The sequence below is a fragment of the Propionivibrio sp. genome, assembly GCF_017995515.1.
In the GTDB taxonomy this organism is placed as follows: Bacteria; Pseudomonadota; Gammaproteobacteria; order Burkholderiales; family Rhodocyclaceae; genus Propionivibrio.
Genome location: NZ_JAGOIT010000145.1, coordinates 1 through 6,099, shown reverse-complemented (window position 1 = coordinate 6,099; position 6,099 = coordinate 1). Strand labels below are relative to the sequence as shown.

The window sequence follows — 6,099 nt, the reverse complement described above, 5'->3', positions numbered from 1 at the left end:
TCGCGCTCACCGCCTGCAAGCACTACCGCAAAGCCAAGCAGGCCCGATCGGCGGTCGAACTGCTGGACCTGCTCTCGCCCGACCGGACCCGCGACCGCAAACTCCACTCCGCCATCCTCACGACCCGCGGCGGCGCGATGCGCGACCTCGATCGTCGCGAGGAAGCGATCGCCCTCGGTACAGAAGCGCATACGCTGCAGCCCGACAACTACCGCCCGTGCACCCTGCTCGGAGCGCTTCACATGGAACTTCGCCATTTCGATCTCGGTCATGCCTGGTACATGAAGGCCGAAGAGCGCGGCGCGAAATCACAAGGCATCGACGATGAGCTGCGCAGTATCTACCGACAGGCGGACAAGGCTGGCAAAGCTGCGATGAAGGCCTTCCTGCTGCGACAGGATCCGGCGCGGTATGCATGGCTCCAGCGCCTCAAGTAGGCATCAAAATACGCATCTTTAGATGCTATATTCGATGCACACATTCAGGAGTTTCCCATGCGTACCACGCTCGCGCTCGACGACGACTTGCTCGCCAAGGCACAGGCCCTCACCGGCATGACGGAGAAGACCCAGCTGGTTCGCGAGGCCTTGCGCGCGCTGATACAACGCGAAAGCGCAAAACGCCTCAGCCTGCTCGGCGGCTCCGAACCGCAGCTCCGGGATGTCCCGCGGCGCCAATCGGCGCCTTGAGCATGATCCTGGTCGACACCTCGATCTGGATCGATCACCTGCGCGCGGGCGACGAACACCTCTGCGCGCTACTCGACCACGACCGAGTGCTCTCGCACCCGTCGGTCGTGGGAGAACTCGCCCTCGGCAACCTGAACAACCGCAGTGCCATCCTGGACGCAATGAGCCAACTGCCCAGAGCGCAGGTCGCGACGGATGAGGAGGTTTTGCACTTCATCGAGGCGCACGCGCTCTTCGGCCTCGGCATCGGCTACGTCCATGCAAGTCTCCTGGCTGCGACCCGACTCACACCGGGCGCGAAGCTCTGGACGCGCGACAAGCGACTGCTGGCTGCAAGCAGCCGCCTTGACCTGGCCTACTTGCCCGCACACTGATCAAGGCGTGCGCACGCGCACCCTGCTCCCCGGCACCGCCTCGATCGCCGCGGAGTCCTTCGCTACGCGAAAGGATTGAGGACATCCACCCCGAGCGCCCGGAAGTCCGCGACATTGCGCGTGACCACCGTCAGGCCCTGCGTCCTCGTAGAGTGTGTCGGACTGGCGGCGCATTAGCCGCGCCCATTCCCTGAAGGCCGCAGCATCCATCGCCAGCACTTTCCAGGCACTGGCCACGCGCTCGAGCCAGGCCTCGATTTCAGCGGCCTTCGCGGGATCCTGTTCGCGCGTGCGTTCGATCCCGGCCTGAATCTCGCCGAGCGTGACCGCCGACAGGAACAGGCTGGCGTCATCCACTGACTGCAGCCAGGCGACCACGGCGCCGTGGGGCTGCTGCCTGCGCAGTTCGGAGACGACGTCGGTGTCGAGCAGGCAGATGCCAATCAGCCCAGATCCACCGGCGCGCGGGGCCGGGCCTTGCCGCGCGCGGGAACGAGTTCTTCGGTGCAGCCCTCGTCCGCCAGCAGCAGGGCCTTGAGCGAAGGCCGCGCTGCGGCCTGCAGGCGGCGCCACTCCTGCACCGGAATCAAGGCTGCGGCCTCGACACCCTGCCGGGTAACCATCTGCGGGCCTTCGGTCAGGCAGCTGTCGAGGAACTCGCTGAAGCGCGCCTTGGCGTCCTGGACTGGCCATACCCGCATGATCAACACCTCCTGACTAGCTTTCTGACCAGTTTTTGCCGATGGAAGTGAGCCGTCAATTCCCCATCGGGTGCCTCCCCGGGGCCTCAACCGCCCCGAGGCTGCATGTCAGCGCGGCGCACCGCCATCCTTCTGATAATTCGGCGAACGCGGCCCGTACAGGATGCCGTTCGGCCGCCCCGCCGCCAGCAGCCGGGTGCTGGTGATACCGGCGATGGGATGCGACTGGTTGGTCACGCTCTCGACGATCTGGGCGACCACGGCCTGGACGAGCAGCCCGACCAGCCCGCCGCTCGAGCTGCGACCTTCGGCGCTGGAGGCGGTGGCCTGGCCCTGCCACAGCAGTTGCTCGTTGCGCAGGTCGATGAGCCTGGCCTCGGCGGTGACGCGGCTCTCGCTCGACAGCACGGCGTAGCTGGTGCCGTACTGCTTGATGTCGATGTAGAGCGCGGCGTCGGCGCCGAATATCTCGTGCAGCTTTTGTACCCCGACCTCGTGCATCTCACCCGGGTTGTGCAGCCCGTTCTGACGGAAGGTCTCGTCCACCAGGCTGACCGGGAGCACGTAATAGCCGGATTCCGCCAGCGGCTGGGTGACCTGGGCCAGCATGCTGTAGGTGGCGGCCACATCGGGCGAACTGTTGAGCGGCGGCAGAACCAGGATCGAGGTCGGGCGGCTCTGCTTGAAAGCGCTGTAGTCGTAGGGCGTGGGCGTGGCGCAGCCGGTGGCCAAGAGCGCCGCGGCCGCGGCAGCGGCGAGGCCGGCGCGCGAAAGGCGGAGGGAGGGGATTCGGAATCGCATCGTCGTTCGCCTCATTGCGCGCGCTTGAACTTGGCGAGCAGAAAGTCCATGTAGGACGCGCTCTCGGGGTAGAGCGTCTTCTCGGCCTCGAAGTACTTCAGCATCTGGTCGGTCTGTTCGCCTTCGGCGTAGAGCAGGCCGAGGTGGGCGTTGTATCCGGGCGGCACCGGCTTGCCGGCGGCGCGGGCCTTTTCCAGGCCGGCTTCGAGGCTGGCGATCTGCTCCTGCGGCCCCACCTCCTTGGTGAAGTGGCCGTAGAGCGTGGGCTGGTAGTCGCCCCAGTAGTAGAGCGGCTGCGGGCCGGTGGCGCAGCCGGCGAGCAGCAGCGTGGCGGCGAGCGGCACAGCGGCCGCCAGCCGTGCAAGTGAAAAACGCTTCATCGTCTTGGTCCGCGGCGGAGGAATCAGCGGCCCGGCTGCCAGGCGCCGGACTCGATGCCTTCGACCAGGCGGTTCACCGCCTCGCGCATGGCCAGGTCGAGCACCTTGCCGTTGAGCGTGGAGTCGTAGCTCGCGGTGCCGCCGAAGCCGATGACCTCGCGATTGTCGAGGCTGTATTCGCCGGCGCCCTGGGTCGAGTAGACGACCTCGGAGGTCTCGACATTGACCACGTTGAGATTGACCTTGGCATAGGCAACCTGCGACTTGCCGCGGCCGAGGATGCCGAACAGCTGGCGGTCGCCGGTTTCCTTGCGGCCGAACTCGGTGACGTCGCCGGTGATGACGAAGGAGGCGCCCTTGATGTTCTGCGCCGACTTGGCCAGCGCCGCCTCCTGCTTGATCTCCGGCATGTTGTCGCGGTCGAGCACGTTGAAGCGGCCAGTCTGCTGCAGGTGGGTGATCAGGATGGTCTTGGCCTGGCTGCCGAGGCGATCGACGCCGTCGGTGAAGATGCCGCGCATGAAGCTCGAGCGGTTGTCGAACTTGCCCACCGCGATGAGGCTGCGCGGGCCGTTGTACGTGGTGCCGGCGGAGGCGACCTTGGCGACTTCCAGCGTGCGCGATTGCTCGGTGGCGCAGCCCGACATCAGGGCGACACCGCCGAGCAGCACGACACCAGCGGCGACTTTACGGAGGGCGGATTTACGAGGCATGGCGTCGGGCTCCAGGTTATGCCAAAAAAGTAGAGAGCGGCATTCTAGCGCGCAGACGTGCTTCGATGCCATGGGCTTGTGCGTGAAAGCGTGCGCGCACTCGCGGCGCGAACCACCTCCACCCGTATTGCAAGGTTCGACCACAGCACGTCATCTCGCTCCTGTAACGCACAGCAGAAGCGCGCTGGCATACCTCGCTTACTCCTCCTTGTTCCCGTACACTTCGGGCCCATAAACGACCGCTCAGCGGACGCGAGCACCAGACCTCTCACATCCCGATGACAAGCGCTACCAACCCGTTGAAACGCCCATAAGTAACGCATCAGCATCAAATAGAAGGCGATCAGCACTAAGGACCGCCGTTTGAATGGTTGCCCGACGCTGGTTCGAGAAGAAATCAGCGATCACGATGGCACGACGCCAGGCCTACAAGACAGCTCCAGCAACCGAGAATCCATGAACACCAAAGAACTCATCGACCGCATCTTCAAGGAACCTGGCGTCAAGTACGAGCTCACCGAGTTCGAGAACCTCGGCAAGTCCATCGACGACATCCTCACGATCTATCCCAAGGCGGCAAGCACCGGCAAGGATGCTGGCAAGACCAAGTACTACCTGAAGAGCCTCATCCCCTTCTCCACCGGCAACGAAGAAGTTCAGGTCTATGCCGAGGGCGGCAAGTCGGCGCCCGAAGAGATTGTCCGGCAGCTCTGGGTCTACAAGCTGATGCATCAATACGGCTACCAGGCCGACGAGATCGATCTGGAAAAGGGCGTCCAGTTCGGCACCGAAATCGGCACCAAGGCGGCCGACATCATCGTCTACACCGATGCCACCAAGCTGACGCCGAAGATCATCGTCGAGTGCAAGAAGCCCAAGCGCAAGGACGGTATCGAGCAGCTCAAGAGCTACATGAACGCCAAGGGTGCGCCGGTGGCGGTGTGGTCCAACGGCACCGACAGCATCATCCTTCACCGCCCTTACCCGGCGCAGTTCGACGACACGCTGTTCGATATTCCAAGGCGTGGACAGAGTCCGAAGGATGTACTCGAAGCGAAGAAGACGCTTCTGCAATTGAAGAAGCACTTCAACTTCAAGAACATCATTCAAGGCTTGGAAGAACTCGTCCTCGCAGACAGTGGCAAGGACGAGTTCAACGAAATCTTCAAGCTGATCTTCGCAAAAATCTGGGATGAGAAGCAGGCGGAGGAAGTCCGCAAGGAGAAGACCGTCGAGTTTGGTCAAGTGGTGAACTCGAAGACCGGTTTTCCAGACCCTGATCTCACCTACGACCGCATCAACGGTCTGTTTCACAAGGCTTGTGACGAGTGGCCCGGCATCTTCCGGCAAGGTGAAGACATCGAGCTGGCGAAACGCCACCTTCAAGTCTGCATCGGACAGCTTGAAGGCGTACGCCTCATGGGCTCGAACCTGCGAATCATGGACGACGCCTTCGAGTACCTGCTGCCGACCGAAGCGAAGAAGAAGAAAGGCCAGTTCTTCACGCCGCGCCACGTGGTCGAAATGTGCGTGCGCATGCTCAACCCGAAGCGCAACGAGTTCGTCATGGACCCGTCCTGCGGTTCCGGCGGCTTCCTGCTGCACGCCATGGACTGGTGCTATCCCGCCAAGGACAACGAGCAGCGCGAATTGCGCAAGCACAAGTACGCTGCCAAGTACCTTTGGGGCATCGACTTCGAACAGCGCGCGGCCAAGACTTCACGCGCGCTGATGCTGATTGCCGGCGACGGGCACACCAACATCTTCGGCCCCGATGTCAGCAGTCTCGACCCGCGCACCTGGTACGAGAACGCCTCGGGTCAGGCGCTGATGCATGGCCTCCGCCAGGCCAAGCTCACCGCCAGGAAGATTCCCGACGGCGAAACCCTGAGGGATGAAGACAAGGCGTGGGAATACTTCGACGAGCTGAAGTTCGACGTGATTCTGGCCAATCCGCCGTTTGCCGGCGAAATCAAGGATCGCAAGATGCTCGCGCGCTACGAGCTGGCAAAGCCGGCCCTCAAGCGCGCCGGCGACGACAAGTCGCCGAAGGAAGAGCGCGACGTGCTCTTCATCGAGCGCATCCTGAAAATGCTCAAGCCCGGTGGGCGTGCCGCCATCGTGCTACCGCAGGGCAAGTTCAACAACTCGTCGTTGGCCTTCATCCGCGAATGGATCCTCAAGAAGGCGCGGCTGCTGGCAGTGGTCGGCCTGCACTCCAACACCTTCAAGCCGCACACCGGCACCAAGACCTCGGTGCTCTTCGTGCAGAAATACACCCAGACGCAGCTCGACGAGATCGCCCAGGTGCATGACCGGGTCGCCGGTGCCTGCCCGGACTACGCGGGCGAAATTGAATCCTTGCTCGCCGCCCACGAGGCCGCTGCCGACGTGCCCGATGAGGCCATTCCTGAAGCGGTGACCGACCTCATCGCCGAAAC

Annotated in this window: 9 protein-coding genes; 4 read left to right on the top strand and 5 right to left on the bottom strand. The window is 63.4% G+C overall.

The window, feature by feature from the left end:
• The 3 genes from KBA32_RS16025 to KBA32_RS16015 all read left to right on the top strand — a co-directional run.
• The coding region (locus tag KBA32_RS16025) for a hypothetical protein (protein WP_294361146.1) at positions 1-437 on the top strand (437 nt) is incomplete at its 5' end.
• 57 nt (positions 438-494) lie between these two features.
• A complete protein-coding gene (locus KBA32_RS16020; RefSeq protein WP_294361144.1) occupies positions 495-689 on the top strand; it encodes a type II toxin-antitoxin system VapB family antitoxin in 195 nt (64 codons plus the stop codon).
• A gap of 2 nt (positions 690-691) precedes the next feature.
• The gene (locus KBA32_RS16015; protein ID WP_294361142.1) at positions 692-1,063 is read left to right on the top strand and encodes a type II toxin-antitoxin system VapC family toxin; all 372 of its coding nucleotides are present in this window, start codon (positions 692-694) and stop codon (positions 1,061-1,063) included.
• Here KBA32_RS16015 and KBA32_RS16010 read toward each other — a convergent pair whose 3' ends face one another.
• The 5 genes from KBA32_RS16010 to KBA32_RS15990 form a co-directional block, all read right to left on the bottom strand.
• Complete coding sequence (locus KBA32_RS16010; RefSeq protein WP_294361140.1) at positions 1,064-1,441, bottom strand: PIN domain-containing protein; 378 nt, start codon at positions 1,439-1,441, stop codon at positions 1,064-1,066. It lies immediately after the preceding gene.
• 65 nt (positions 1,442-1,506) lie between these two features.
• Positions 1,507-1,764, bottom strand: coding sequence for a type II toxin-antitoxin system Phd/YefM family antitoxin (locus KBA32_RS16005; RefSeq protein ID WP_294361138.1), 258 nt, complete (start codon positions 1,762-1,764; stop codon positions 1,507-1,509).
• A gap of 108 nt (positions 1,765-1,872) precedes the next feature.
• The gene (locus KBA32_RS16000; protein WP_294361136.1) at positions 1,873-2,565 is read right to left on the bottom strand and encodes a DUF799 domain-containing protein; all 693 of its coding nucleotides are present in this window, start codon (positions 2,563-2,565) and stop codon (positions 1,873-1,875) included.
• Between the two features lie 11 nt (positions 2,566-2,576).
• Complete coding sequence (locus KBA32_RS15995; protein ID WP_294361134.1) at positions 2,577-2,945, bottom strand: DUF4810 domain-containing protein; 369 nt, start codon at positions 2,943-2,945, stop codon at positions 2,577-2,579.
• Positions 2,946-2,968: 23 nt separating this feature from the next.
• Positions 2,969-3,658, bottom strand: coding sequence for a CsgG/HfaB family protein (locus KBA32_RS15990; protein WP_294361132.1), 690 nt, complete (start codon positions 3,656-3,658; stop codon positions 2,969-2,971).
• Positions 3,659-4,114: 456 nt separating this feature from the next.
• On the opposite strand from KBA32_RS15990, the gene KBA32_RS15985 reads away from it, so the two are divergent.
• Positions 4,115-6,099 (top strand): N-6 DNA methylase (locus KBA32_RS15985; RefSeq protein ID WP_294361130.1); only part of this gene is annotated, 1,985 nt, incomplete at its 3' end.